Origin of the sequence: Microcoleus sp. D2_18a_D3, from assembly GCF_036702455.1 — a bacterium.
Taxonomy (GTDB): Bacteria; Cyanobacteriota; Cyanobacteriia; order Cyanobacteriales; family Microcoleaceae; genus Microcoleus.
The window spans coordinates 77,016-101,539 of record NZ_JAUBTK010000008.1 but is presented as its reverse complement, the minus strand read 5'-3'; the positions used below and the strand labels follow the sequence as shown (position 1 = coordinate 101,539).

General features: G+C 45.1%; 25 protein-coding genes and 1 pseudogene. 9 read left to right on the top strand and 17 right to left on the bottom strand.

Annotated elements, in window-relative coordinates; genetic code table 11:
• Positions 1–2 precede the first annotated feature (2 nt).
• Together QUB06_RS06315 and QUB06_RS06310 are read left to right on the top strand one after the other, a co-directional pair.
• Positions 3–335, top strand: coding sequence for a hypothetical protein (locus QUB06_RS06315; protein ID WP_333434563.1), 333 nt, complete (start codon positions 3–5; stop codon positions 333–335).
• A 291-nt stretch (positions 336–626) separates the two neighbouring features.
• Positions 627–1,949, top strand: a complete 1,323-nt coding sequence (locus QUB06_RS06310) for a serine hydrolase (RefSeq protein ID WP_333434562.1) — start codon at positions 627–629, stop codon at positions 1,947–1,949.
• 97 nt (positions 1,950–2,046) lie between these two features.
• Here the strand turns inward: QUB06_RS06310 and QUB06_RS06305 are convergent, their stop codons facing one another.
• The 11 genes from QUB06_RS06305 to QUB06_RS06255 all read right to left on the bottom strand — a co-directional run bounded on the left by QUB06_RS06305 (position 2,047) and on the right by QUB06_RS06255 (position 8,228).
• Positions 2,047–2,520, bottom strand: a complete 474-nt coding sequence (locus QUB06_RS06305) for an SMI1/KNR4 family protein (protein WP_333434561.1) — start codon at positions 2,518–2,520, stop codon at positions 2,047–2,049.
• 182 nt (positions 2,521–2,702) lie between these two features.
• Entirely contained in the window at positions 2,703–3,092 is a 390-nt protein-coding gene (locus tag QUB06_RS06300; protein ID WP_333434560.1) for a deaminase domain-containing protein, read from the bottom strand.
• A gap of 300 nt (positions 3,093–3,392) precedes the next feature.
• Entirely contained in the window at positions 3,393–3,764 is a 372-nt protein-coding gene (locus QUB06_RS06295; protein ID WP_333434559.1) for a DUF4342 domain-containing protein, read from the bottom strand.
• A 487-nt stretch (positions 3,765–4,251) separates the two neighbouring features.
• Positions 4,252–5,268 (bottom strand): histone deacetylase, encoded by a 1,017-nt coding sequence (locus QUB06_RS06290; protein ID WP_333434558.1) that lies wholly within the window; start codon positions 5,266–5,268, stop codon positions 4,252–4,254.
• A gap of 53 nt (positions 5,269–5,321) precedes the next feature.
• Positions 5,322–5,474 carry a hypothetical protein gene (locus tag QUB06_RS06285; RefSeq protein WP_333434557.1) on the bottom strand — a complete coding sequence of 51 codons (153 nt, stop codon included), beginning with the start codon at positions 5,472–5,474 and terminating at the stop codon, positions 5,322–5,324.
• 101 nt (positions 5,475–5,575) lie between these two features.
• A complete protein-coding gene (locus tag QUB06_RS06280) occupies positions 5,576–5,719 on the bottom strand; it encodes a nucleotidyltransferase domain-containing protein (protein WP_333434556.1) in 144 nt (47 codons plus the stop codon).
• Positions 5,720–5,786: 67 nt separating this feature from the next.
• Positions 5,787–6,146 (bottom strand): DUF5615 family PIN-like protein, encoded by a 360-nt coding sequence (locus QUB06_RS06275; protein WP_333434555.1) that lies wholly within the window; start codon positions 6,144–6,146, stop codon positions 5,787–5,789.
• Positions 6,124–6,507 (bottom strand): hypothetical protein, encoded by a 384-nt coding sequence (locus QUB06_RS06270; protein WP_333434554.1) that lies wholly within the window; start codon positions 6,505–6,507, stop codon positions 6,124–6,126. The genes QUB06_RS06275 and QUB06_RS06270 overlap by 23 nt, the downstream gene beginning before the upstream one ends.
• A gap of 56 nt (positions 6,508–6,563) precedes the next feature.
• Positions 6,564–6,794, bottom strand: a complete 231-nt coding sequence (locus QUB06_RS06265; protein ID WP_333434553.1) for a hypothetical protein — start codon at positions 6,792–6,794, stop codon at positions 6,564–6,566.
• 135 nt (positions 6,795–6,929) lie between these two features.
• Positions 6,930–7,634, bottom strand: coding sequence for an MAE_28990/MAE_18760 family HEPN-like nuclease (locus QUB06_RS06260; RefSeq protein WP_333434552.1), 705 nt, complete (start codon positions 7,632–7,634; stop codon positions 6,930–6,932).
• An 84-nt stretch (positions 7,635–7,718) separates the two neighbouring features.
• The gene (locus tag QUB06_RS06255) at positions 7,719–8,228 is read right to left on the bottom strand and encodes a DUF262 domain-containing protein (RefSeq protein ID WP_333434551.1); all 510 of its coding nucleotides are present in this window, start codon (positions 8,226–8,228) and stop codon (positions 7,719–7,721) included.
• Positions 8,229–8,442: 214 nt separating this feature from the next.
• On the opposite strand from QUB06_RS06255, the pseudogene QUB06_RS06250 reads away from it, so the two are divergent.
• Positions 8,443–8,686: pseudogene (locus tag QUB06_RS06250) on the top strand (ATP-binding cassette domain-containing protein); the annotation flags it as partial.
• Positions 8,687–8,857: 171 nt separating this feature from the next.
• On the opposite strand, the gene QUB06_RS06245 reads toward QUB06_RS06250, so the two are convergent.
• Positions 8,858–9,910, bottom strand: coding sequence for a hypothetical protein (locus QUB06_RS06245; protein WP_333434550.1), 1,053 nt, complete (start codon positions 9,908–9,910; stop codon positions 8,858–8,860).
• Positions 9,911–10,404: 494 nt separating this feature from the next.
• Here QUB06_RS06245 and QUB06_RS06240 point away from each other — a divergent pair, with 494 nt between their 5' ends.
• From QUB06_RS06240 to QUB06_RS06215, 6 genes are all read left to right on the top strand, one after another.
• Complete coding sequence (locus QUB06_RS06240) at positions 10,405–12,327, top strand: ATP-binding cassette domain-containing protein (protein ID WP_333434549.1); 1,923 nt, start codon at positions 10,405–10,407, stop codon at positions 12,325–12,327.
• Between the two features lie 513 nt (positions 12,328–12,840).
• Positions 12,841–13,506: a hypothetical protein gene (locus QUB06_RS06235; protein WP_333434548.1), complete on the top strand. Its 666-nt coding sequence runs from the start codon at positions 12,841–12,843 to the stop codon at positions 13,504–13,506.
• A gap of 57 nt (positions 13,507–13,563) precedes the next feature.
• Complete coding sequence (locus QUB06_RS06230; RefSeq protein WP_333434547.1) at positions 13,564–14,766, top strand: RNA-guided endonuclease TnpB family protein; 1,203 nt, start codon at positions 13,564–13,566, stop codon at positions 14,764–14,766.
• Between the two features lie 69 nt (positions 14,767–14,835).
• Complete coding sequence (locus tag QUB06_RS06225) at positions 14,836–15,366, top strand: hypothetical protein (protein WP_333434546.1); 531 nt, start codon at positions 14,836–14,838, stop codon at positions 15,364–15,366.
• A gap of 465 nt (positions 15,367–15,831) precedes the next feature.
• Positions 15,832–17,070 carry a hypothetical protein gene (locus QUB06_RS06220; RefSeq protein WP_333434545.1) on the top strand — a complete coding sequence of 413 codons (1,239 nt, stop codon included), beginning with the start codon at positions 15,832–15,834 and terminating at the stop codon, positions 17,068–17,070.
• A 335-nt stretch (positions 17,071–17,405) separates the two neighbouring features.
• Positions 17,406–17,981, top strand: a complete 576-nt coding sequence (locus tag QUB06_RS06215) for a TIGR04376 family protein (protein ID WP_333109128.1) — start codon at positions 17,406–17,408, stop codon at positions 17,979–17,981.
• Positions 17,982–18,086: 105 nt separating this feature from the next.
• On the opposite strand, the gene QUB06_RS06210 is transcribed toward QUB06_RS06215, so the two are convergent.
• The 5 genes from QUB06_RS06210 to cbiD all read right to left on the bottom strand — a co-directional run bounded on the left by QUB06_RS06210 (position 18,087) and on the right by cbiD (position 23,722).
• Positions 18,087–18,251 carry a hypothetical protein gene (locus QUB06_RS06210; RefSeq protein ID WP_333434544.1) on the bottom strand — a complete coding sequence of 55 codons (165 nt, stop codon included), beginning with the start codon at positions 18,249–18,251 and terminating at the stop codon, positions 18,087–18,089.
• A gap of 119 nt (positions 18,252–18,370) precedes the next feature.
• Positions 18,371–19,267: a pirin family protein gene (locus tag QUB06_RS06205; RefSeq protein ID WP_333434543.1), complete on the bottom strand. Its 897-nt coding sequence runs from the start codon at positions 19,265–19,267 to the stop codon at positions 18,371–18,373.
• Positions 19,268–20,038: 771 nt separating this feature from the next.
• A complete protein-coding gene (locus QUB06_RS06200; RefSeq protein ID WP_333054638.1) occupies positions 20,039–20,254 on the bottom strand; it encodes a hypothetical protein in 216 nt (71 codons plus the stop codon).
• A gap of 361 nt (positions 20,255–20,615) precedes the next feature.
• Entirely contained in the window at positions 20,616–22,229 is a 1,614-nt protein-coding gene (gene guaA, locus QUB06_RS06195; RefSeq protein ID WP_333434542.1) for a glutamine-hydrolyzing GMP synthase, read from the bottom strand.
• Positions 22,230–22,564: 335 nt separating this feature from the next.
• Positions 22,565–23,722, bottom strand: coding sequence for a cobalt-precorrin-5B (C(1))-methyltransferase CbiD (cbiD, locus tag QUB06_RS06190; protein ID WP_333434541.1), 1,158 nt, complete (start codon positions 23,720–23,722; stop codon positions 22,565–22,567).
• Between the last annotated feature and the right edge of the window lie 802 nt (positions 23,723–24,524).

The window sequence follows — 24,524 nt, the reverse complement described above, 5'->3', positions numbered from 1 at the left end:
TTATGAAGTCTACACTCTGTTCGCCGCAACCTATAGCTACAAAATCTGACTCGGTTGATGCTGAGGCGATCGATGCCTGCACTGCACTTGCATGGGTGGAATTGGTAGCATTAGATGCCAGCGCTCTCACGGGGGATGATTGGCTGGCTTTGTGCGATGATATAGATAGCGGGGAAATCTACCGCTGCTGGTTTTTGTGGCGCGATCGCGAAGTTAGCGGTAATTGGGAAGCTTACGATCCTGTGAGCGATCGCCGATTTGTTGCTAAAGGAAAAGTGTTTCTCAAAGCCGCGATTGACTCGCTCGAAGATGCTAGAAATCGAGAAGTCGCCTAACTTGAATTCATCTCAGGTGAATAAAATTTGTCCCTACAAAACAAGAACTCTGCCAAGAGAATCCGCCAGTGTACAAAGTTTTGTCTGCCTGCGCGAGAGTGGAAGAAAAAGGGATAAGAGAACCGGATTTGATAGGAGTCCCGGAAACGGAATACTCTCAAAGAAAATAAAAAATTTACGGCTGCGGGCAAGAGTTGACTGTATGATGCTAGGTGCTTCGTCTCGAAAGCGGTTGATAACGTTTTTCCAGCCGCTTTCTCGCAGCAGCCGTTAAACTCTTTCTCTTCAAACATGACTCTAAAACTGCGATGGCTGTTGCCGGCCGCCCTTAGTCTTTTCTCGATCGCCCTGCCCGCAAAAGCTGATACACTAACATCTTGGCACTTCGATCCCAGGGGAAATCAGCTCAATTTAACCACAGATTCAGGAGTTCAGCCGGAAGTTAAACTAATTGCTAATCCCACCCGCTTAGTAATTGACTTACCGGGAATAGTCTTGGAATATCCCGAAACTCCTCAAAGCTACAACTCAGCTATTCAACAAATTAGAGTCGGGCAGTTTGACACCGGAACTACCAGGTTAGTGATACAATTAACTCCCGGTTATAAGTTAGACCCGCAAAAAGTCCGAGTCATTAGAGAATCTGCCACGCGCTGGTCATTTCAGTTGCCAAATCCAGAGCAAATAGCCGGCAACGAGTCTTTTATCCCAACAGCTATTACCCGCATAGAACAAGCAGCACGTCAAGTTACGCCCGCTGTTTCGCCGGGAAATCAGAGAAACTATTCGGTTGATTTGGGGCTGTCAACAGGCTCGGAAATGACAGCCATCAAGCCTCAAATCGAAAGTGCGATCGAACAGTATAGATCCCTCAGCGCCGGAATGTTTTTTCTGGATTTAGATACAGGCAACTATTTGGATATCAAAGGCGATCGAGTATTTCCGGCCGCGAGTACCATCAAATTACCAATTCTGATTGCTTTTTATCAAGATGTAGACGCGGGCAAAGTTAGGCTAGACGAAACATTAGTTATGAAGTCCGACTTAGTGGCCAGCGGTTCTGGAACTATGCAAGACAGACCAAATGGCACTCGGTTTAGCATCAGAGAAACCGTAGATAAAATGATTACCATCAGCGACAATACAGCCACCAACATGATTATTGAACGTTTGGGGGGAATCGCTAAACTCAACGAGCGTTTTCGCAGTTGGGGATTAACTGATACCAGAATTCGCAATTGGCTCGGCGATTTTCAAGGAACAAATACCACAAGTTCTGTGGATATGGTAAAGTTGCTGGCGATGCTGTCTGGCGATAAATTAGTGTCTGAATCGAGTCGGGAACAAGCTTTACAATTACTGCGGCACACAACAACTAGAACGCTTTTGCCTTCCGGTTTGGGGCCGGGAGCCGTGATTGCGGACAAAACCGGAGATATCGGCTTTGTGGTGGGCGATGCAGGAATTATTGATATGCCCAACGGCAAGCGTTATTTAGCGGCAATCTTTGTTAAACGTCCTTACAATGACCCGATTGTGAGAGATTTTGTCCGTCGAATTTCGCGGATTGTTTACAATTATTTAGACCAACCTGCGGCGAGAGCATCGAATTAAATCATTTCCTCTTCCTCTCATTCGCAGGCTCTGCCTGGGAATGAATGCCAGGAGGCTCTGCCTCCGGTAAAGTGAGATTCTTTTGTATGTGATGTCATTACTTGCTAGCAACAGCCATCAAATACTTCGCGTGAATTTCGACCTCTGTCACCAAAAATTCACTAAAGCTTTCATGGCTTTTAATGAAAGAAATTTGGTTAGTCCCTTCGCAGTATGAGTAAGTCGGGGGATCTGCGCCTTCTGATACTCTAAAAAAGCTGAATTGATAGCCCTGGTGCATCAAGAAAATAAAGGCATCCTCTGGTAGGGATTCAGCAAAATTATTTTCCTGTAATAACTCGACAGCCCACTCCTGAAGTTGAGGTATATGATTCAAAAAACAGTCCGACCCCCGCAAGAATTGACCAGCACTACGCCCCATAGATAACAGAAATTCTTGATAGGCGCGGGGCAGAGAAATCCCCAACTGTTGCTCGATGGCCATTACCTCATCGCGGGTACAGCCTACAAGTTCATCTTGCCTTATGAGTTTTAGTTCTATCAGTTGGTTTTTGACTCGATCTAAGTACATAGCTACTACATCCTTTAAGTAATGCCTCCGGGGTGATCGTGGGGGGATGGCCCCGGAGTGTGTCGGCGGTGGAAGCAATTCTTGGGAGGATTGCCCTTACAGATTTCCGAACCCAATTTAGCAACGCCACCCTTGAGATATCCCCACTTTAAAAATCTGGCTGTGCGTAGGTTTTGCTGAGTTTAAATTGTATGGTTTACCGTCAGTCTGATGTTGGGAAACCGCCTGCGAAATTGCTCGATCACGTAACAACAGGAATCGCAGGGTTCTCTTTCCGTCCATAGATTTATGTTACCTTGAACCTCTGGTGTTTGAAAATATCTCAATGCCACTTCCTCAAGAATTTTGTATTCGCTGTCATAGGCCCGTGAATGTCCGGGTGGGACTTCAAAAGTCTTAAATAATAGCTTGTCTGGTAAACCAACAGTGCCGGGACGAGTCGAGCGACCGCTGACGGCTATCAATTCGCCACTATCATTCCCAATCTGAAAGTCTGCAACAGCAATGTTTTTGTAGGCTGACACTCCTCGCTCTTCCCGAATTATATCGATACGAGTTATCCGTTCTGGCATATTTTTTATAAAAAAATAAATATATATATGGGGTAAAACTTTTCATTAGCCCCATTCCATTGTAGCAAAGTCATCTGGGAAAACAACTTAAACTAGCAGAATACTTCACCCTAAAAATTATGGTATCATCTCGTTCCTAGGCTCGGCCTACAGTACACTGAGACTAGAAACAGCAAGGCAGAGCCTGTATATATGCGTTACCAGGCTCTGCCTTAAAAGATTAACCCCCTCAGCTCTCGCATTGGTTCAATCGCCATGACAAATTACACTATTGAATGACGAATGACTGCGGACTAATGACTATTCTTTGCGCTCGATGGCTACAGTCAAATGAGCCACAACTGCTCCCACTGTAGCAAGTACAGCAGCGATTGGAAAGACTACTGAGCCTGCCACGCCGCCCACCAATCCAGCCATCAGCGGAATGTCTGCCAAAGTCCGCCCTTGCGAGTTTTTGATGACGAGGCGGCGGAGTTTTCCTTGCTGAATTAGTTCTTTGACTTTACCAATTAGGCTGTCGCCGCTAATCTTAAATTCTTCCACTCTGACTTTTTCTTCGGTTGCAAATTCTGAGGCGTATAAAGGAGTTTCAACTGTTGGGTTGGCTGAATTTCCTGCCGCTGCTGTTTCGTCTTGTAGAATTGTTACTTGTTGTTCTATTTGTGAGTTCATTTTGTGTAAGGGCGGGTGAAAACCAGCCGTTTAATTTCTATACTCTTATCTTCGGCGATCGCACTTGGGAATGACAGGCAAGGAAACCCTACAATCTGCATTCGTACTTTCCACCCCCGTCTTTTTACTCAAAACATTATTTTTTTGGCGTTATATCAGGGCAGGTTTATCTCTTCCTAAAGGTAGAGAAGATATTGTTGAAACAACCCGTCTCTAGATACAAGTAAGGTGCGTACTGCCAGCCATGTCAAGGTGGCTGCTGTCTGTTGAATCCTTAAGTTGGACACCAAGCGAACTAAAGTCAGGGAAAATTATTAAAATTAAAACTTTATATTTCTACAATGACTTGAAAAGTGATTGCTATCTAGGCACAATCAAGCTATGGCTTGCAATGCCAGTTCTCAAAAGCACCCCAGAGATAGCGATCGCACTGGCGAAGTACAATAAAATCAGATCGTGCTCAAGCGGGTTGTCACACAGCAGAAAACTAAACATAGGTTGCTAAAGTTCTGACGTGAGCAGTAGCGGCTGCAACTGTAACTGGTAATCTGTAGCCACCTCCGTGAGTAGAGAGAACTGGACATCCACATCTCTTAGCAAAATCTAATACAATTTCCGTTAGTTTACAGAAATCAGCATTTGTCCAATCTGTGATGCCCTTTCCACAATCATCTCTGTGTGAATCGTAACCAGAAAAAATAGCAACTAAGTCAGGTTGCCAGGGAAGGTTTTCTAGAGCTTCCTCAAAAGTGCTGATACTCTGATGCCCGCAGTAGAATCTGCCAGTTATACCCTCTGACTCCAAAACTTTAACAGGAAAAGATTCACTAACGATCGGAATGTTACAGTGTCCCACAGCTTCGGCAACAGTTGTTGTTCCAACCTTCAAATCTGATGCTTTAGCCATGTAGAGATCGACGCCACTATGAATGCTAATACAATAGATGCTGCAATCGTTGATAAAGATTGACTGAGTTCCATCGCCATGATGAATATCCCAGTCAACAATCAATACTTTTTCAAATCCTTGGGCTTGAGCATATCGAGCAGCAGCAGCAAGAGGATTTAAGAGACAGTAACCGTGTCCCCAATTAATATGAGCGTGATGCCCAACCATACTGAAGCAGTAAGCGCGTTCTAGGTTTCCCTGTTTCATTTGGTCGATCGCTTCCATCATTCCTCCCAAACCGTAGAGATAACCGGGCAAACAATACTCCAAGCCTTGACATTCAATACTCAATTGTGGTAAGGATATGCTGATTTCATCCAGAGGTCGATCGAGGGCTTGCAATATAATCTTTTGAAGATATTCGCGACTGTGAACCCTAAGATAATCACTTATCCTAGCCTTTCTTAAGGGTAATGCAGGATAGTTTTTCAGAGATTTTTTAAGAGTCTGTCTAACTTGGTTGTAGTAAGTAAAAGAATAGCCCGTAAAAGAAATTTCTTGAATGAGTTTGGAAGTACAAAATGTTTGGGGGTGCAGATAGGTGGCAAATCGCATGGCTTTATTTCATCCGTAACGAGCAAATACACTGCTTCCAAGGAATTCCAGCATCATATCAAATCCGGGTTAGCTACCCCCTCGCTTGTGGGGAGAACAAAACTCACTTCTTGCGATCGCCAGAGAATCTGCCAGATTGCTATTTTTACCTCAACAGGATTGTCATATTCCCCCAGATGGGTAGCAAGCCAAAACTTCCTGCTCATAAAATATGAAAAAAAATCATAATTTCAGTTAATTAGTGAAAACAAAGCTCGCAATTATGAAGTTACCAGCAATTGTTTTACGGTAAAATATGCGACGATCGCTACTCGGATGGTGGAGGATCGATGTCGCTGTCGGCATGAAAGTCGTCACGAAGGATCGAACCAAAGAGGGAGAGTTCGATGATTTGCCACTGTTGGCAGAATTTGGTGATTTGGTCAATTGGTAGGGCGATCGGGGTTTTCATTCAGCCTCCTCGTCATCTATGCAGATTCTAAGTGAACAACTAGAATCTCTTCCTGGTTTCTGATAAATTAATAACTCCATTGATTGAGAACCACAAACTGATTATTGAGGTCATATTCTGCCCTCTCTAAATTATCAATTGCCTTCACAATCGCCTGATAACTCATATTTTTAGAAGCCTCAGAATCTTGATAAACTGCCAAAATTCCTGAATGTTCTGGGTTCGCTTGATGCAATTGCTGAAAGTCATCACAATTGCGTGTAAGCAGCACTCTCTCATTTTCTCTGGCAGCGTCTAGCACGACTGAATCTGGATGATTCATTAAATCCAATGTATTGACTGTGGCTACATCGTGACCGGCTGCCTGAAGAAGATTGACTAAATACTTTGCTTGAGAATCTTCATCAAGCAGCATTCGTAGGCTCAACTTGGACTCCTTTTACTTCCAATCGATAGCGTTCCTCGTCTGCTTCTAATTTTAAAAGTTCTTGATTATTCTCACAGTAATCAATCACCTCATAGATAGCAGAAAGTGGTAAATCCCAATTTTCGGCAGCTTGTTCCGGTGACATCCCATTAGCAGTCATATCTCGCCAAATAGTCGATGCTAGTAATTTACGTCCCTTAATGTAAAGTTGTTTGCGCCAAGCATGAGGACGTGAAACTAAATATTGCCAATTCTCGATTTCTGGTGTACTTTGCAGGGATTGAACGATCGCACCTAGCAGGGCCAGGCGATCGCTGACTGAGAGTTGGCTGGCTTTTTCTTTAAGCTCTTGCAAGGACATATAAAAATACTCCAACAAAGGTTTGCCTCTGAATTGTAGTACCTTGGAGAAGAACTTCATAAATCAGAGCGAAGAGTTCTCCAGGTTGTGTAATCAGTTTTAGGGCTTGATTGATTTTGCTTAACTCGCTTTAACAATCCAGCAATTGCCAAAAGTTCTTGAGTTGCAGCTTCACTTTCTGCATTGGCTAAGTAAGCCGCAAAATCAGCAAGCACCTGTAATCGTTCTGGTGATAATTGCTGGAGTAAGTCGTGAAGCTGGCGGTGTAACTCTGCGGGTGATATCAAATCTGCTGAGGAGCGAGCGAGCGTTCATTTGGGAATTATCCGTGCTTTTTTCCTGATTTTACCGCATATTTTTTTTGTTTGTCAATCTCCAACTATAGCGCGAGGTAGGCAAACTTTACTCCTCAAATTCGACGGCTAGATTCTGTATTTCTTCTTCTGAATGTAATCATCAATATTATTCAGCATATGAGTTAAATATTTTACCAATTTATCTCGATCGTCAACTACCTTCCTCCAAAGTATTTGACTCGAAGCATCACAAAACGAAACATTTCCATGTGCCAAATCGCATCGTATCTTAACCACAAAATTCAGAATCTCATCGATTTCTTTACTCGCAACTCCTAAATTTCCAAAGAAACCATACATATCGATGAGTTCTTTGATAGTTTTAGCATCCAAATTTCCCGATATGGGAATATTAGATGGATCTAACGAAACTATCTCATCATCTAAAACCGATGTAATTAATTCCTGAAGATTGTCTGCGACAGTATCTTTTTTGACATATAAATCTCTGAAGCTTTTACTTAAATCGTTCAGCAACCACAATCTCTTGATTTTTGGACTTAAATCTTTATAAGTTAATTGCTCGATTAAAATAATATCATGAATTGCAGTTATACCATTTCTAAGAGAAGATTCGACAAGATTGTATAATAGCAGATAACAATGAGACTTCAAGATTTTTTGAATCTGGCTATCAACAATATATTCACCTGATGGGAAGACGATCGATTTAGCAGACAATGTACCAATTTGTTCAATTTTATCTACTAATTCAAAATATTTCTGAATTTCTGCCACTCGCCTGTCAAAGTCTCTGATAAACTCTTTCATAAGCTGTGACTTAAAAGCTTGTCCTTATCATAATATCTCTTAAATCAACTTACAAAAACTATCTGCAAAAAAATCAATATATTCTCACAAGTTCATGCGACAGAACACATCATTCCTTACTTTTTCATCAGTTTTGTCTGAGAGAACTATCATTCTGATCGGAGTGTTTTTAAACTTTCTTTGGCGTGAGGGTGCGAGATCCTTAAAATAGGAACCGTTGAGAGAATCTAATGTTTTGAGATTACTCAATTGCAACTGATTTGTAAGGAAAGCTGCAACAGTCCTCACCCTCTGAGAGCCATCAACAATTTCTAGTCTTCCAGTTTCTTTTATTTCTGCGACAATAATGACAGCAATAGGCAGACCAAGAATAATGGATTCAATGAATCGACATTGACGATTAATATCCCATACCAATTCTCTTTGATATTCAGGGATATAAATCTCACTGAACTCATCGTCATCTTTTTCCAGGTATTTATTGACTATGAATTCGATCGTGACTTCTCTGGTGTCGTAGTCAATTTCTTGCCTTCTTTCGTCAATTTGCTCTTCGGCGATACTGATGATGTCTTGCCTAATTGCTTGAGACATAAGAACCTGCGTCTATATAACTTTGCTTAAGTAACTGTAGCTATAATCAAAGTATAGCAGGACTTAGCCTCATCAACCGGGTTTCTCTGAAAAATCTCGATCGCTAAATGTCTGCGAATAAACCTAGTTTATGACCTCGACGTGCGTAAGTGATGCAGCCAGACTCGATCGAACTTGCGTTAAACTTGCGTCAGGTAAATGACTTTCTATACAGATGACTATTTTTACTCTGCGAGCGATCAAAAAAGACTTCGGCATCAAGGAACTCTTGACAGATGCCAGTTTCAGCCTCGATGAAGAGGATAAAGTCGGACTCATCGGCACCAACCGTTCCGGGAAATCAACCCTGCTGAAAATGATTGCCGGTATGGAGTCGATCGACTAGCCGCGATCGCTGGGTCAATCCAGAGTCTACAATTGTCTATCTCCCCCAACAGCCGGATTTAGATGAAAGTCACCAATATCATTCTCAAAACCATTTTTTGACTCAATTAGAACATCCACTTTACGAACCGCCAGTCTGATTAAGCCTATTACCGCAGTTACGCTAGGATTGTTTGTCGTTGTGCTTTTGTACAGTACGCAGGATAACGGCATAGTCGATCGGCAATGGCTACGCTGTAACAGAATTAGGTATGTCTACCCGAGATCGGACGATACCCGTGGTGGCGATCGTAAGCCGCTTTTCTACCAGCTATTTTATGCTGAATGCTCCTGAGAGAAAACTCTGCGATGCGGCTAACCTGCGTTCTTTTGCTCCAGCGCTTGTACCCATCGGCTACAGGGCCTGCAAGGAATTCATACCATCGCTGAATCATTTTTTCTGTTGTGAAATCTTCAGCGCGCTTGTGCCCGTTGGCTACCATTTTTTCATAGAGTTCAGGCTGTGACTTAAGTAATTTAACTGCCTCCAATACTGCTTGAGGTGTTGTCACTTCGATATAATCTAGGTCTGACTGTCTCTGTTCGCCGAAGGCTGGCTCAGGCCCGAGTAAAGCTGGTACTCCCGCTATCCAAGCATTGACCAGTTTACTAGCTGGTTTGAGTAAGGCATCTTTTTCTGTGAGATCGCGCACAGCTAAAACTAAATCATCGGTGCTGTAATCATGCCACATTACAGGTTGATTTTCAAGTTTGCCATTAATTCTGAGTGTGACACCAAGTTTTTCTAGTTCTCGCTTAAATTCAGGAGAACGAAACGATTCATACAAATTTATTTCGTCACCTTTGAAAACAATATTTTCAATTGTACTGCCTCGTTCCTTAAGCCTCGGTATAAGACCAGGTTGGGGCCAGTGAGGGATGAATATATCGGTTTCTGAATCGAGACAGACTTTATTTTGCACAACCGTGATATCGCAAAGAGGAGGTTGAAAACCATCACTACGACAACCTACAACAAAGGAGTTAAAAGTCCGATCCTTAATTCCCAAATCCATGGAACTAACAACACAAATCTCTCCCGGAGTAAATTGGTCGGAAATTGATACATTGAGATGTTTTTGCTTCAGATACAAATAGGTAAGGATAATCCAACATTCTTCGTAACTTTTAATGCGACCATGTAAGGAGTTGGGTTCGGGTATTGATGTTTCCGAGGGTTGAAATAGCTCAGGCCAACGTTCTGGATACCGAACCACAAATGTCACAGGGTATGGAAGAGAGAGAACATTTATCGGCACAGCTTTTTTCTCCGGATTATCCTAATAGTTTTGAATTAGACGCCTTGTCTTCAAACCACTCTACCTAAAAATAAATGATACCGCAACTGCGGTCAGCTCAACTAAATATAATTTACCGGTTAGGGCAACTGGGGAGAGGATTGGACGCGCCCGTCGCTCGCACGCTGAAAGATGCTTTTTAAAGGCGCGAGACAGGATAACATTTTTGGGCAAAAATGTAAGACTAAAATCTTTTGTGGGCCGAGTCCCGCTGGCGATTGCTCTTTCAAAGGAGGCGTGTCTCGTTTTCTAGATCGCCCGGTTAGTGGCGCATTCCGGCTCAAGCACAGGCTAGGCCCGACAACAAAGAGCTGTATTGAGTAGCTTACGGCGAACCGATAAAAAGTCTGTAGCCTGTGGTACAAAGTTTGTTTGGGATTCCTTAAATAATCTTGTTTGTGCCGGAGTGGGAAGGTCAGCGCTAAACTAAGTCAGGTAAATGACTTTCTATACTGATGACTATTTTTACTCTTCGATCGATCAAAAAAGACTTCGGCATCAAGGAACTCTTGACAGATGCCAGTTTCAGCCTCGATGAAGGCGATAAAGTCGGACTCATCGGCACAAACGGTTCCGGGAAATCAACCCTGCTGAAAATGATTGCGGGTATGGAGTCGATCGACTCTGGCGATCGCTGGGTCAATCCAGGCTCTAAAATTGTTTATCTCCCCCAACAGCCGGATTTAGACGAAAATCACACTGTCTTAGAGCAAGTATTTGCCGACAGCGGCGAACAAATGGCTTTAGTGCGAGAATACGAGGAAATTTCCGCTCAATTGTCCCACGGCAAAGGCGATACAGACAAGTTGATGGCGCGTCTGTCTGCAGTGTCTGAACGCATTGATGAGGTGGATGCGTGGGATTTGGAAACCAAGGCGAAATTGATTTTAACCAAGTTGGGGATTGAGGATTTTGATGCGAAAATTGCCGATTTGTCCGGCGGCTACCGCAAGCGAATTGCCTTAGCAACGGCTTTGTTGTCCGAGCCCGATGTGTTGCTGATGGATGAACCGACAAACCACTTGGATGCGCTGTCTGTGGAGTGGTTGCAGAATTATTTGAACGGCTATCGCGGTGCTTTGCTGCTGATTACGCACGATCGCTATTTTCTCGATCGCGTTACTAATCGGATTCTGGAGATCGATCGCGGCGACCTTTACAATTATGCTGGCAATTACGCTTATTACTTGGAAAAAAAAGCCCTAGCTGAAGAATCCGCCGCCAGCAGTGTTCGCAAACACGCGGGTGTATTGCGGCGCGAATTGGAATGGCTCAAACGCGGGCCGAAGGCGCGCAGTACCAAGCAAAAAGCTCGGATCGATCGCATTAAAGATATGCGAGCCCAGGAGTTCAAAACAGCCAACGGCAAAGTCGAAATTGCCACAGCGGGCCGCCGGATTGGTAAGAAGGTGATTGAGTTGCTGAATATCTGTAAAGCTTACGGCGATCGCACTTTAATTAAAGATTTTACCTACAATTTCACTCCCGAAGACCGGATTGGAATTATTGGCTGCAACGGTGCGGGAAAATCGACGCTGATGGATATCATCACCGGACGCATTCAGCCGGATTCGGGTACAGTCGAAATAGGCACAACCATTCATATCGGTTATTTTGACCAGCATTCAGAGGATTTGACGCCGAACGAAGACCAGCGAGTTATTGAATACTTGAAAAGTGTGGCAGAGTTGGTGCAAACGGCGGACGGGGAAATCATTACCGCTTCTCAAATGTTGGAAAAGTTTCTGTTTCCACCGAACCAACAGTATTCACCAATTAGCAAACTTTCTGGCGGGGAAAAGCGCCGGTTATTTCTGTTGAAAGTGCTGATGAGTGCGCCGAACGTGCTGATTTTGGACGAACCGACAAACGACTTAGACGTGCAGACTCTGGCGGTTTTGGAGGATTATCTCGAAGATTTTAACGGCTGCGTGATTGTGGTGTCCCACGATCGCTATTTTCTCGATCGCACGATCGACATGGTTTTCGCCTTGGAGCCTGGGGGGAATTTGCGCTTGTATCCCGGCAATTATTCAGTGTATTTAGACTACAAGAAAGCCGAAGAAGCCAAGGAAATCAAAGGGCAAAAAGAAAAAGAAAAACTTACACGCACCGCTGAATCTAATAATTCAAAATCCACAAATCCCACTCAAAAATCTACCAAAGTTTCCTTTAATGAGAAGCGGGAATACGAACAATTAGAAAGTCAAATTCCGCAGATGGAAGCTGAGAAACAAGAGATTGAAAAGAGGTTGTCTAACAATGCTCCCAGCGGGTTTGCCGAGGTGAAGAAGTTATCGGATCGTTTGGCTCAGTTGACGCAGCAGATCGATCGGGCGACTGAGCGCTGGTTGGAATTGGCCGAACGGGTGGGTTAATTTGGGGTTGCTGAAATTGGAAATATTTTAAGAGATGTTTTCGATGGCTTCACAAATTTAATGAGAAACGATAAATAGCTTGGGCAGTATATCGCTCTGAAAAGAAGATACACAGCACCCCAGGGCTGTTGACAAAAAATTGTGTGGGTGATATTATACAAAACTTACCCAAAAACCGGGTTTTGTAACAAAAAAACTGCATTTGAGCTTTTAACTAGGAGTAAAAAACCCGGTTTATTTGATATTTCTGCGTCAGTCCTAGTATAAATAATCAATGCAGTAGTCTTACAAAAATTACCGCTAACAATCAACAACCCAATCCAGCATCAGGAATTTTCGTCAGTAATTTTGAGCAGAGTACATCTAACTTAAACCATCTTGGATGCAGAAATCCCATTAATTCCGGTAATTGCTTGATTGCAGTTCAATCGCCATAGCTAACAATTCGGTTTCTCAGCCGATTCTGCTCAGCGACAGTAAAAAAAATCATCTTAGTCCGAGGAATACCATCAGATGAACAACAATCGACTGAAAGCTCACACAATCTCAGCTCTGGTGAGCTTAGCATTAACTGCTGCCCTTTTTACCTATTCCCCAGTCGCCGCTCAAAATACTCCCACCAATTCCCCCGCACCCGCACCAAGGTCAACCACCGCAGCCACAGCCCCGACAACACCGCCTCTAGAAACTCCCAAAGCTGGTCTCAAAAGTCCTCCCAACGCTGACAAGCCAACAGAAGTGGCTATCGGCTTCTACTTGACCAACATCGGTCGCATTAATCAATCAGATGAAACTTTTGATGTCAGCGGTTATTTGTCGGCAACTTGGCAAGACCGGCGCCTAGCATTTGACCCCAATGCAGTTGGCGACACAGAAATTCGCTACACTCCCGAAAAAATATGGGAACCAGTTTTAACAATTGTCAACTCTCCATCAGCGGCGAAAAAAGGCGCGGTGGAATTAACCGCGCAGCCCGACGGCACCGTCACTTATTTAGAACTCGTTAACGCCACGGTATCGTCTGACTTAAATTTGAGAAAGTTTCCCTTTGATACGCAAACAGCTAAGGTTGTTTGGGAATCATTGTCTTTTGATGACCGGAAAACGAGACGCAAGCCCCTGGCTTTAGACACGGGGAAAAGTCGGCAGCGGTTTCAACCGCCTTCATTTTTGAGTTAGCCGGAATCTTAAAATATGTACATTTTTCAATGGTTGTTTTACTGCTAAAATAGTTACATGAAACAACGATATCAATACCGCATATATCCAACTTCTCAGCAAGTTCGTAGCCTTGCTAAATTGTTTGGTTGCTGTCGGGTTGTATGGAACGATTCACTAGCATTCTGTAACTCATCAGACAAGCTACCCAGTAATGGGGATTTGCAAAAGACCTTCATTACTCAAGCCAAAAAACTAGAAGAGCGAGAATGGCTAGCGGAAGTCTCAAACATTCCACTACAACAATCGATTTCTGATTTAGGAGTAGCTTGGAAAAACTACTTTGATTCACTTAAAGGCAAAAGAAAAGGTCTGAAAGTACACCGCCCAAAATTCAAGAAGCGTAACGGCAAACAGTCTGCCCGGTTCAGGATAGGGGGTTTTTCTATCAAACACGGGAAAGTCTACCTTGCTAGGATTGGGCGAATCAAGGTTGTCTGGTCAAGGGATCTACCATCTGCGCCAAGCTCAGTCACAATAATCAAAGATGCTGCGAATCGATATTTTGCTAGCTTTGTGATTGAAGTTAATCCGGTAGTCTTGCCCGACAACGGGCAATCTGTTGGCATAGATTTAGGTATTACCGACTTCGCTACCTTGAGTACCGACGAAAAAGTAAAATCTCCTAAGCCACTCAAGAAGCATCTGAGGAAACTTCGCTCATCACAACGCAAACTATCTAGAAAACAGAAGGGAAGTAAGCGAAGAGAACTGGCGCGTCGGAAGGTGGCACGAATTCATGCCAAAATCTCCGATACCCGAAAAGATTTTTTACACAAGTTGAGTACCAGAATTATTCGTGAAAACCAAACGATAGTTTTGGAAGACCTTAACGTCTCCGGTATGATGAAAAACCGCAAATTATCTCGTGCTATTTCTGATTTGGGTTGGCGAAGTTTTCGGACAATGCTGGAAGCTAAATCGTCCATATACGGAAGAGATTTCCGGGTAATCAGTCGCTGGGAGCCAACCAGCCAAAGATGTTCTTGTTGCGGACAAATTGGCGGTAAAAAAGAACTCTCGGTTCGCGAATGGACTTGCTTATTTTGTGGAGCTGTTCACGACCGAGATAAAAATGCCGCAATTAATATAAAAGTCGCGGGTGGATTGCCTGAGACTAAAAACGGACGTGGAGGACGGAGTAAGACCGCATCTAATGCGGCATCTTCCAGCGAAGCGTCAACCCACCAATTCCCTAAACAACTTTCTTTGTTTGGGTAGATTGGAATCCCCCTGATTCATCAGTGGGGAGGATGTCAACGACGTGTAGTTTTCCAAAAAGATCCCAAGATGACTGGATACAGCAAGGATTCTTTCGTTTCTTTATCCGAATGGCAAATTCTTGACGGGAAAAGTACAGTCACTTCCAACAATTTTGAACTAGAAAATAAAACCTATTCGCGATACACTTTTGAACTTAACCTCAAGCGGAATTACCAGTTTTACCTATTTAAAGTCTTTAGTCCCCTGCTGCTAATTACGCTGCTTTCTTGGGCGACTTTTTGGATAGATGCAAACACGGCTTTTACCACTCAGATGAGTGTAGGCATGACCAGCACCCTCACGGCAATAACTTTTAACTTCACTGTTGCTAATGCTTTGCCGAGATTATCTTACATGACTCTGCTGGACGCATACATATTTATTTGTTATATCTTTTTCTTTTTGTCGATTCAGGCTAATGTCACCGTACATTTCTTGCTAAAAAACCACAAAAAACCCGATTTCACCGCTGGGATGATGCAAATGTTTCGCTGGATTTTCCCCTTAGCTTTTATCCTCTGTCAAGGGGTAGTAATGACAATATTTTGGCTGTCATGAAGTTGAAATTGGGAGTTGGGATTAAAATTATTGTCCTAAATCCAATTTTAAGCAAACGGACAAAGAAACTTAAGACGAGTAAAAGTCTGAAATCCTTGTTAAAGCTGCAATGCGATCGGAAACAGCGGCAAAAAACCCGCTTTTTTTGCGAGATCCTCAAGTAAAGCTGTGTGTCCAAAACTGCGAAGCCCCGGAGGGTGGGGTTGACAAAAGCACTAGAATATGCAGTAAAAGTCAGGGTAAGCAAATAAGACTGGCAGCAGAAAACAGGGACGAAAAAGCCCAAAACAGGTAAAACAAAAGTCGATCGGGCAAAGTAAGTTGGCCGAGGACTAAAAATATGGTGATGGGTGAGATACAATTGACCTGTTCTTAACCAAGAATTGGTCAACATCACAAGTATCCTGTAGAAGTCTGAAGTTGAGAATCTCAGGGTTGTCGAGGAGCGGGAGCAAACAGAAAACTATGCCTCAAAAAGTAATCGCCAAACAGATGTCTTTGGAATCAGCGTCAGATCCGATCGCCGTGATGGCGACGGTGGAAACAGTGCCAGCCGAAGCAGTGGCAGTAGAGTCCTACGCCGATAGGTTGATGGACGAACTGTTTGAAGGAGTCGATCAAGCATTCGACGGTAGCGGCGGACTGCCATCCGAGCCCGTGCAGCCAGAATTCGTGGCGCTCAAGTCGATCTCGGTACCTCAAATAGTTTTGTCGCAGTTGGCACCCCCCCAGCCGCAGGGGGGGGAAAAAGACGTAGAAGCGATCGCCCGCCAAGTCGCCCTAGAAACAGCCCAAAAACAGCAGTCCAAACAATCATTCGACAGAATGCTGCTGGGAGCAGCATGTGGGTCGCTGCTGCTAGTCATGGGGTTATGGCTCGCAAGCAGATCGGGACTCGTGCGCTTGCCCGCCGCCCCCGCACCAGAGACACCCGCAGCAAGTGGCAAAACAGCACCTGACACCCCGTTTGTCGAATACGTGCAGCGCTCGCTAGAAGCGATCGAACAAAAAAAAGCACCCCAAGCTAACCCGCAACTTGCAGGAGTTCCCGCAGCCCCCACCCCAGGGACTCTGCCGAGCATTCCCATTTCCGGCGCGCCGCCGGCAACAGCAGGTCTTTCGACCGCAGTCAACCGCATCGCTGATGCCCTAGAACAAGCCGGCGCGCAGCCGGGAGCACCTGCACCCCAAATCGTAGTCATCCCTCCCCCCGCTCAGGTGACTGTGGCTCCGGCTGCTCCGGTAGCTGCGGCTCCGGCTGCTCCGGCTGCTCCGGCTGCTCCTCAAACCAGCGCAGTTTCCCCCTCGCCTGCTGCTCCAGCCTCCGGTCGTGCGATCGCCGCTGCGGGTACTCGCTCTCCCCTCCCCACTTCCCCTTCCCCCTCGGAGTCTCCCCAGCCAAAGATTTTGGCTCGCGAAACCGAACCGGCACCAGCGCCTGCTGCCCAGCAATCTGCGCCCGCGCCCGAGCAATCCGCACCGGCCGTCAGCAGCGCCCCGACTTCCGCGCACACGTTGGTAGGGATTTTGGAGTTGGGCGATCGATCGGCTGCTTTGTTTGAAGTAGACGGCGTAGCCCGCAGAATTTATGTCGGCGAAAGCATCGGCGCTAGCGGTTGGACGCTGGCAGAAATCAAAAATCAAGAAGCAGTTATCCGCAAGGGAGGAGATGTGCGCTCGGTTTTTGTCGGCCAAAAGTTCTAATCAGTCATCAGTTATGAGTCATTAGTCATCAGTCATTAGTTATGAGTTAGGTCATCGGTAATCAGTAATGGGCAGCGATCGGGCTGTATATCACGAGCAGTGAAAAAAGTTATAATATAGGAACCGTCAAGACGTTCTTAATTGCTGAAACCATTGCTCTTATTACTTCTTGCTTCTATCCGTTAAATCGCTTCCCCAATTCGTTGCCGAACTTTCTTCTGCTATAACTAACAACTCAGGATCGATAATCGATCTCCAGTGACTAAGAACCAATGACTAATAACTAATGACCAATGACTAATGACTCATAACAGATGACTGAGGAATTATAAAAAATGGGCTTATTTGATGATTTCAGCCGCTTTCTAGAAACCCGATTAGAAGAATTTTTGCGTAGCAATCCCCATCTGGAATTGCAGGCAATAGAAGAACAACTGAAGGAACAAGAAGAAGACACTCTGCGGCTGATTCTCGATATCCAAAAACAAGAGAAAAAACTGCAAGCCGAAATTCTCTCGGCCGCCCAAGAAATTCAGCGCTGGAACGATCGCATCAACAAAGCTAAAGCTGCTCAAAGGCTCGATTTAGCTCAAGCCGCCCAAGAGCGGCAAGCAGCTTTGCTGCGTCAGGGAAATCAGCGCTGGGGGCAAATGCAAGGCTGCAAAGAACGGATTGAAAAAGCAAAAGAACTGTACCGCCAAATTCAAGTACGGCGAAAAGAAGTCCGAGCCAAAGCTGCAGAAGCTGCCGCTCGCCCTACCACTAAAACAGAGCCAAATTGGGATACAAAGGGTTGGAATCAGAGTTCAAATTATAACAGTTTTAATGCGGCCGATCCTTTAGAAGAAAAGTTTCAACGCTGGGAAGCAGACGAAGAACTCGATCGCATGAAGCGCAATATAGGCCGATAGTTACGAAAGCATTCCAATCCTTTAGGGACGGGTTCCCCCGGAACTCGGATTCCTAATGCAAATATTGGTCAACCATCCAGACTCTCAGGTATTGCGATCGATCGCTCAGACTTTATATACAGCATATTCCATGTAGATGTGGTAGACACAATCTTCTAGCAAGTAAGGTGCGTCGCCACCCGTCAATCTGTAAGTTTTATCGACCAATATTTCGCAGCGACGCACCCTACAGATTAACACCACACAATATAGCTTTATAGTGTACTTCATGAACATGGAAGAGGCTGTAATTACTATCCTAAACTTGTAGGAACAATTAATCAATCAACCCTACAATATTCTCACCTAATTAATTGGCGTTTTTTTAATTTAAATATCGCTGTGGTTATTCACAACGGTTGCTCTGCTTGAGAAGGTGGCTCTTCTGGCAGCGGAATAAACTCTGTCTCTTGAGGAACCTGAGCAAAGCGTCCCTCTCTCCAATCGAGTTTAGCTTGCTCAATGCGCGAGTGCCGACTCGAAACAAAATTCCACCACTTATAGCGCTCACCAACAGGTTCACCGCCAATCACAATACAACGAGCCTTACCTGAAGCAGAAATGTTTACTTCAGAGCCGGAAGTGAGAACTGCTAACCGATGTTGTTCCAGAGGCACTCCATCGATCACAAGCCCCTCTGTTACGCTGTAAACCGCCTGTTCGCTGTAATCGCCCGGTAAGGTAAATTCTCTTCCAGCAGTTAGTTGTACGTCCAGATAAATCATGGGGGAAAATATTTGAACTGGGGAAGTGCGACCATAGGCCTCACCCGCAATTAGGGTGAACGAAACTCCTGCATCCTCCCAAACAGGCAGCTCAGAAGCCGGATGATGCCGAAACCAGGGGTCGGTTTCTTCGTATTCATCGGGAAGTGCTATCCAGGTTTGAATGCCATGCAGGATGGCTTCTTTGCTGCGATCGTCGTCAGGGGTGCGTTCAGAGTGGACAATGCCTCGCCCTGCCGTCATCCAGTTCACCGCACCGGGACGGATTTCTTGAACACTGCCGACACTATCACGATGCAGCAAAACACCTTCAAACAGGTAGGTGACGGTTGCTAAGTTTATGTGCGGATGCGGTCTGACATCCACGCCCCGGCCGGGTGGAAACACCGCAGGACCAAGATGGTCAAAAAAGATGAACGGGCCTACCAATGCTAGAACATCTGAGGGAAGCAAGCGGCGGGCTTGGAATCCACCCAAATCTTGAATGTGTGGCTCAATAAGATGCTGGATGGTATCCGTCATGATGGTGATGAAGTTGCGAACGCTAATTGTCTATGTCAAAAGTGCATTAAGCTGTTGTGCCTTTAAATTGTATGTCCAAAAAAATTAAAGTCTTGTGGGGAGTAGGGGTTGGGCGTCCCGCCCGCCCTGAATATACAATTTAAATGCGCGACAGCTTATACAAAAAGCTCTTTATAGAGAGTTGTATCAGTGACTTGTTTAAACTTCCCAACGGAAAGCCGCTGTAGAGTGTCGAGTTCTCAACCAGCTTTCTGCTTACCAAGATAATTGGGTCTAAAGCCCCTTCTTAATAGGACGGCTTTAATTGATTGCCGATTTTTGTTTTAATCCTTTACTGGCGTTAGTATCTATTTTTTAAATTTCCTAGCATTCTATTTAAAGTAGAGTACAATGATACTTATACCACAGGTAGAATAACCGCCGATACACATGAGACACCAAGCTCAAACGACTGGTCGGAAAATAATAATGGTTAGTGGGTGGCGAAAACCACGAAAAACATAGCTAGGCTGACTATAGCTAGGCTGACTAACGTAAGCCAAAACCAGAAAAGTAAATTTTTGGAAGTTAAAACGTACCGAGCGGGCATCCGGTAACATGAGAAGTAATTCTCGAACGCTTGGGGAGATAAAACCCTCTGGGACTAACTAAATTAGGCTCGATATTTGGTTTTTTTGAACGGATATTTGGTTTAAGTATTGCCGCACGGATAGATAGTTTTAAGGTATGTCGCCAGAACCAAGAATCCCCACGCCTGATGGCTGGGGAATGTCAAGAGACGATGGAGAGTTCATCACTGACTTGAATCCTACCTTTGACCAGGGAGCGAATCAGACGATCGAGTGAGCCACGTTCTTCTTCACTGATGGACTCATCGAGGATGGCGGCCATCATGCCGTAGCGGTCAGCTTTGGTAACGCGGTGAGTATCGGTGACAGTGGCGATTAATTCGTTGATAGCGCCGGGGAGAAGATTAACTGGATACATGGGATTGTTTTGAACTCGACACCTTAATCATCTCGTGGTTTCTCCTAAGAGCAAGTGATGGTGCTGGTTTTTTTCCGTGATAATACTGAAAATCTTCGGTGAACCAAGTCCGTGTTACCAGTGATCGAAGTCACAACATTAAAACCAATGCAGCGGTGGAACAATTAGAACCCACATTCCGCCCTTTGAGCAACTGTTGACGGGGAATTCCCTCACAATTGATGCAAACCTCATGGTTTGGTCAAAAATACCTAAATGTGAGAGTCAAAGGGCGGAATGTGGGGAATCGCCCTTTTATCCAAAATCAAAATAAGTAGACAGACAAAAAAATTAGTCCGCCTACTTAATCGCTAACTACAAATCACTCCCACTCGATCGTTCCCGGTGGCTTAGAAGTAATATCGTAAACCACCCGGTTCACCCCCTTAACTTCATTCACAATCCGGTTCGAGATCAGTTCCAACAAATCGTAAGGAACCCGCGCCCAGTCAGCCGTCATCCCGTCTTCACTCTTAATAAATCGCAAGACGATCGGGTAAGCATAAGTGCGCTGATCGCCCATCACGCCTACACTGCGAATCGGCAGCAAAACTGCAAAAGCTTGCCAAAGTTCACCGTACAATCCGTGCCGGTTAATTTCTTGGCGAACAATGAAGTCAGCATCCCGCAAAATATTTAGTCTCTCTGCGGTAACTTCTCCTATAATCCGAATCGCCAATCCCGGGCCGGGGAAAGGTTGCCGGTTCACGATTTCTTCGGGAAGCCCGATCGACCGGCCGACTTTTCGCACCTCATCCTTAAACAGTTTTCGCAGCGGTTCAATCAGCTTAAATCGCAAATCTTTCGGCAAACCGCCGACGTTGTGGTGGCTTTTAATTTTAACAGCAACTCGCTCGCCACTTTTCGGGTCTACATTAGTGTCAGCCGACTCAATCACATCAGGATAAAGAGTACCTTGTGCGAGGTAGTCGAAGGGGCCTAGACGCTTCGATTCTTCTTCAAATACGTTGATAAACTCGTGACCAATCCGCTTGCGTTTTACTTCAGGATCGGTAATCCCTTCAAGTTGAGCTAAAAAGCGTTCGCGAGCATTCACATACTCAACGTCAATGTGGAATTGCTCTTTAAATAATTTTACCAACCGTTCTGGTTCATACTTCCGCATAAACCCTTGGTCGATAAACATACAGGTAAGTTGGTCGCCGATCGCCTTGTGCAGCAAGAAAGCCAAAGTAGAAGAATCTACACCACCGGATAGAGCCAGCAAAACTCGTTTATCTCCCACTTGTTCGCGAATTTCCCGAATCGATTCCTCCACAAAAGTAGCAGTCGTCCAAGTCGGTTCGCACTCGCAAATGTGGTAAACAAAATTGCGAATTAAAGCTATTCCCCCGATCGAGTGAACTACTTCTGGGTGAAACTGAACCCCGTACAAATTTTTCTCGTGGTGAGCAACAGCAGCAGACGGAGTATTGTCAGTGTGAGCGAGGATCTCAAAACCCGTCGGCAGCTCAGTACACGAGTCTCCGTGGCTCATCCACATCGTGCTGCCCTCTTCGACATTTGTCAGCAAATCCGTAGGATCGTCAATAAATAGCGATGCCTTGCCGTATTCCGCTAATTTAGAGCGCTCAACCGTGCCTCCGAGCTGCTTTACCATCAACTGCATCCCGTAACACACTCCCAACACCGGTATTCCCAAATTCCAAATTTCTGGGTCGCATTGGGGTGCTTTTTCATCGTATACAGAACTCGGGCCTCCTGAAAGAATAATTCCTTTAGGATTGATAGCTTTTAACTGTTCTGCAGTAGTGCGGTAAGAAATAACTTCGGAATATACTTGAGTTTCGCGAATGCGACGAGCAATCAGTTCGGAATATTGCGAACCGAAGTCGAGAATCACGATCATCTGGCGATCGATCTTCCCCAGAGAAGAGTTTGTGAGGTCTGATTCAGTTTTTATTTGAGTAGTCACGGTTATTGCGTAATTGCTAATTGCTAATTGGGTCGAAAGTAGCGGAGGTATCTGTCGCGGTCTCAGTACAATTCTAAGGAAGGCGAGGAACCATTAGTCGCTAGGAATAAATCTTATTCATACTAGATTGCAGTCAGCGATGTTAGTCGATTAATCGGGTTCAGGGCAAGCATAGATTTACTTCGAGCCTTACCCTAATTAATAGAATTATTGCTTCAGAAATAACTTCCCGAAGCAACCTAGTATAATTAAGGTCTAGGGACAAAGAATTATTACTTGTTAAATATTATCCCTGAGCGATGTTTTAAACAGAATTCAGGGATATTCACACTAGATTAACAAATTTGAGTCAAAAATGTATCTCCTATATCACTTTTAACAATAATTTTGCGATCGCGCCCGAACATGACCGAGCCCACGGGGATGTGCAAGTTAGTGTGAGTAAAAATGCAATCCGATGACCGCAAGTCTATTTGTCGGGCGATGTCGCCGTAAATTCGATCGACCCAATTGCTCCCAAACTCGGCGTCCAAAGCCCGCAGTTGCCCGATAGCCTCTTCGGCTGTCGCTGCGGCAAAAATTGCGGAACACGCATCGGCCGGCATTCCAGCTTTAGCACAGTAAGCTGTGAGAATTTCCCTGCGCCCGTCAGCGAGGTGGTGGTGAGTGTGAAAAATTCCCGCCGCCAATTTCATCAGTTTCCCGTGATAGCCAAACAGCAAAATTGACTGCACGCCCTGATATCCGGCCTCTACCAGCAGCGGGCCGAGCCAGTTAGCGGTTTTGACGAGCCTCTCAGGATTAATCCCCAGTTGTCGCGCTAAATCCAAGCCGTTTTCGCCGATGCAAAAAACCAAACAGTCAAACAATTCGGCTTTTTGTTGCAGTTGTTCGCGGTAAACTTCCAACTGTCCAGGGGCACTCAGCGGTTGAGAAATGCCAGTTGTACCCAGCAGCGAAAGTCCTTCTACCACGCCGAAAGCTTCGTTAGAAGTGCGGGTGGCTAGTTGCCGCCCAGACGGCAGAATCAGGGTGACAGTAATTTTTTCTCCCCGTGCGAGTTTTAGGCTCAGATTCGATCGCAGCAGCCGCATTGCGTAATCATAGATCGCTGCTCCTCCACCGACTGTGTGACGCCCTATACCTTCACCGCCGAGAATCACAATCTGCTCTCCCTCTCCCCCATTCTCTCCCTCTCTCTCCCTCTCTCCCTCTTCCCAATTCCCCAATTCCACCATTGCCCAAACGGGGGTATTGCGAGTCAAATCGAGATTGTCCCCCGGATCGGAGCGAGTCACTCCTAAAGCGGTATTAGTTTTGAGTACAGACGCCTGTTCGATCGGAATTTCTGCCGTTATTTGCGGTTCCAGTAAATTTACTGATACGCTATCTAAAGAGTGAATACCCTCACGCAAGCACCGCAAAGCTGCAAGTGCGGCCGCACAGGCAAATACTGGCAGTGTATACCCGGATAAAGGTTTAGTTTTAGTCACAATCTAATGCAAACATCCGTAAATTTGCTGGCGATAGACATCACGCCTTAGGACTGATACCCCTCAAACGTTTAAGTTTAATTCTAGGGTTTGTTATTATCTGCAGTTAGCGTAATTTTTGTCAACTATAATTTTGTCCTGTGAGTTGCCTTGAAGCAAGCCACACTTTTGTGAGGTGCGTTAGCGAAGCCCTCGTAGGATCGCCAATAACCCACTCCGAAGCTTTACCGGCACCTGGGGGCGATTTTCACAAAAAACCCGGAATCTCGATCGCGAGCGCTGGCACTGAACAAACGGATTCCAGCAATTAGGTACAAATCGTTAGCAGCTATACTCGGCAAGTCGATCGTCTTTCACTGTATAAATTTACCTAGCCGTAAAGGTGTCAGAGCCGAGTCGATGAGCTTGCGCGAAATTTGTTTTGGCCCTTGCGGAGACTTGTTCGAGGCGGAATTCGAGAAATTTTTGGTATGGGAAATGCTGCGCTCGCTTTTTGGTTAAGCTCACATCTTGCACCATTCTCAATTACTTGTTTAGGAACAGGCTTTTCGGCCTGTTCCACAAGAAGACTCATTCTTTGTGGAACGGGCCCCAGAGCCCGTTCTTGACAATGGTGCAAGATATCAGTTAAGCCCTAAAACCTACTTTTTCACAATTAGCAAATTTATATCTCCCAACCGGTTGATGTCCTAGCGATTGCAAGTCATTTATATTTATCTGAATTACCCGGACGTGCCAGTCCTACTTTCGAGCTAGCCTCTTGAAGGTGGGGCTGGTTTTATCTAACCCTGTTACTTCAATT